Annotated in this window: 1 protein-coding gene; it reads right to left on the reverse strand. The window is 29.9% G+C overall.

The genetic code is table 11. The features are described 5' to 3' along the window. Positions 1 to 122: 122 nt before the first annotated feature. A complete protein-coding gene (locus Q0616_RS08005; RefSeq protein ID WP_171621719.1) occupies positions 123 to 1,676 on the reverse strand; it encodes a PglZ domain-containing protein in 1,554 nt (517 codons plus the stop codon). Between the last annotated feature and the right edge of the window lie 377 nt (positions 1,677 to 2,053).

The following is a 2,053-nucleotide window of genomic DNA, read 5'->3' on the forward strand; positions in this document are numbered from 1 at the left end:
ATAAAAGTTGTTTTTCCAGCACCCATTTCTCCTTCGAAAGTGATTAATTTATAGTGAAGCTGATCTATTATTTGATGTGCAACTTCGGGTAATTCGTCTAAATTATGAATGATAAATTCCATTTAATTTTTTGGTGTTAAAACAACCATTGGTATAATTATTTCTTCTAACGAAATTCCACCATGTTGGTAAGTATTCTTGTAATAATTAACGAAATGATTGTAATTTTTTGGATACGTTAAAAATAAATTTTCTTTTGCAAAGATATACTTTGACGTAACATTAACCTTAGGTAAAAGGAATTTTTCTGGTTGATCAACTGCCAAAACATCTTTTGGATCATATTGCAATTGTTTCCCTAATTTGTAACGTAGGTTGGTACTTGCTTCTTTATCTCCAATGACTTTTGTTGGCTCTTTCACGTAAATTGTTCCATGATCGGTTGTTACAATAATTTTCATCTTGTTTTGAGCCGCTTTTTTTACAATTTCCATTAAATACGAATTTTCAAACCAATGTTTTGTAATTGAACGATAGGTTTTGTCGTCTCGAATCATTTCGCCTACAATACGATTATCAGTTTTCGCATGCGATAAAATATCAATAAAGTTATAGACGATAACATTCAGATTATTGTTTTTGTAATTGTTAAAATCATCTGCAATTTTTTTCTCAAAATCAGAATTTAAAATTTTGAAATAATTGTATGTAAGATCTCCCAATCCAAGACGTTTTAATTGTTCTCCTAACAATTCTTTTTCGTGCATATTTTTGTTTCCTTCATCGGTGTCATTTAACCAATACTGAGGATATTTTTTCTCAATTTCAAGTGGCATCAGTCCCGAAAAGAATGCATTTCTTGCATATTGTGTTGCTGACGGCAAAATACTGTAATATAGATTTTCGTTTTCAGAATTATAATAACGATTAAAAATAGGTTCAATCACTTTCCATTGATCATAGCGTAAATTGTCCACCATTATCAATAATACATTTTTGTCTTTCCCTAATTGTGGGCGAACCAATTGATTAAAAACTGTGTGCGATAAAACAGGGCGATCTTCGTCATCATGTAACCAATCTTCGTAATTACGTTCAATGAATTTAAAGAAAGCTGCATTGGCTTCACTTTTTTGATTTTCGATGATTTGCGTTAAAGCAGTATCTTCGATATTTTCTAATTCAAGTTCCCAATAAACCAATTTTTTATAAATCTCTTGCCAATCTTCAAAATCACGCGCATTCATCATATCCATCGTAATATTTCTGAATTCTTGTTGGTAATTGATAACTGTTTTTTCGGAAATAATTTTAGAAGCATCCAAAATCTTTTTCAAACTTAATAAGATCTGATTTGGGTTAACAGGTTTAATCAAATAATCTGAAATATGTGCACCAATTGCATCTTCCATAATATGTTCTTCCTCACTTTTTGTGACCATAATAACGGGAAGATTTGGGCGGATTTCTTTGATTTTTGGCAAAGCTTCTAAGCCGCTTAACCCTGGCATGTTTTCATCGATCAAAACCGCTACAAAATTTTCTTTTTCAATCACTTCTAACGCATCCGTTGCGTTGTTTATCATTGTCGTATCGTATCCCTTTTTCTCTAAAAAAAGTTGGTGTGGTTTCAATAAATCGATTTCATCGTCAATCCATAAAATTTTTATAGCCATTTGTAATAATTTATATTTTTTATTATGATTTTTCTACTATCAGAATTCTTCCAAATATAGCGATAACAGAAATGTTAACATCTAAATTGTATGTTAAACAAAACAGGAGTTTTGCTAAAATTTGCGTTGTTTTTTTAGCATAAATAATTCCAAAAATGATTTTAAAGAAAAATATTTTATAAAAACGTTTCTTTCTGATCAAAGTACTCTTTAGAATGGGTGAAAATTTATATCTTTGTTAACAAAATTGTACGTTTGAATCCATTAAACAATAATAAGTTGAAAATAGTAAATGATCCAGTTCATGGATTTATAACGATTCCAAACGAGCTTATTTATCAGATTATTCAACATCCATATTTTCAACGACTTCGTAG

The organism is uncultured Empedobacter sp. (genome assembly GCF_937930195.1).
Lineage (GTDB): Bacteria > Bacteroidota > Bacteroidia > Flavobacteriales > Weeksellaceae > Empedobacter > Empedobacter stercoris.